The organism is Pseudomonas sp. Colony2, assembly GCF_019382755.1.
In the GTDB taxonomy this organism is placed as follows: domain Bacteria; phylum Pseudomonadota; class Gammaproteobacteria; order Pseudomonadales; family Pseudomonadaceae; genus Aquipseudomonas.
Genome location: NZ_CP080030.1, coordinates 4820816 through 4821534, shown reverse-complemented (window position 1 = coordinate 4821534; position 719 = coordinate 4820816). Strand labels below are relative to the sequence as shown.

Genomic DNA, 719 nt, shown 5'->3' with positions numbered 1-719 from the left:
GAGCTGGTAAACCGTAGCGCCGAAAAACCGCGATCAACTGCTCCTGTACCGTGGCTGTGCGCTCGTTGGCACAGGCTTTGATTGCCAAGTTGAAACGAGAATGGTCGTCCAAAACAGTTAGCGGATGGCATCGGCCTTGTTGCGTTGGGAAATGCCCTTTGAAATCCATCTGCCAAAGATCATTGGGCGCGTCGTGTTCAAACCTCAACCTTGCTGCCTGTAACTCTTTTGGGACCGTTTGAACCAAACCATGGCGATGTAAGACATTGGTGACAGTGCTAGGAGCGATACGCTTATCTAACAGATTGCTGATCGTGCGGCCGCCCCAGGCTGGATGCTCCCGCCTAATTGCCAAGACTTCAGTCTCCAGCGCGGGCTCGGTAAGTTTTGGGCTAGTGGCTGGCCTGCGGGATTTCTCCAGCAGACCTTGCTGGCCTTGTTCTTCGTAGCGACCGAGCCACTTGTACGCGGTTTGGGGACTGATACCGAACCGTCGACACAGTTCTCGTTTATTGCTGCCGGGTTGCCGGGCTAAGGCAACGAACTCTTTTTTCAGGCTCATGGCGTCTCTCGTATTCCAGGGCATGATGGTTTTCCGGCGTAGTTAGCTCGCCGAAAAGTGTCCACCATGTCCCCGTACACCCGTCAACCATGTGTCCGGTCCGTACAAAAAGCGGCAAAGTAACCAAAGCGCTCTGCCCCGCCTGTCGGCGCCTCGC

At 55.2% G+C, this 719-nt stretch carries 1 protein-coding gene; it reads right to left on the bottom strand.

Annotated features, from left to right (window positions below; genetic code table 11):
- Positions 1-586, bottom strand: a 586-nt coding sequence (locus JV201_RS29820; protein WP_374707372.1) for a helix-turn-helix domain-containing protein, incomplete at its 3' end; no start/stop codon positions are given.
- Positions 587-719 lie beyond the last annotated feature (133 nt).